Annotated in this window: 1 protein-coding gene; it reads left to right on the top strand. The window is 65.9% G+C overall.

All coding sequences use genetic code 11. The annotated features are described in order from the left end of the window. A partial coding sequence (locus SB751_RS30390; protein ID WP_410749071.1) for a tripartite tricarboxylate transporter substrate-binding protein occupies positions 1 to 273 on the top strand: 273 nt, incomplete at both ends.

Genomic DNA, 273 nt, shown 5'->3' with positions numbered 1-273 from the left:
CCAGGTTTCCCATGATGCTGGCGGTGAACGCGGGCTCCGCCTACAAAACCCTGGACGATGTGCTGCAGGCGGCCAGGAAGCACCCCGGCAAACTGACGGCATCTTCGGCCGGCACCGGTTCGCCGCACCATCTGGCGCTGGAGCTGTTCAAGCAGCGCACCGGCGCGGACATCCTGCATGTGCCCTACAAGGGCGCCGCGCCCGCCATCCAGGACCTGTTGGGCAATCAGGTGGACCTGATGTTCGTGGACCTCACCAGCGCCCTGCCCAACA

Source organism: Cupriavidus sp. SIMBA_020, assembly GCF_046535395.1.
GTDB lineage: Bacteria > Pseudomonadota > Gammaproteobacteria > Burkholderiales > Burkholderiaceae > Cupriavidus > Cupriavidus campinensis.
This window is presented reverse-complemented; position numbering and strand designations above follow the sequence as displayed.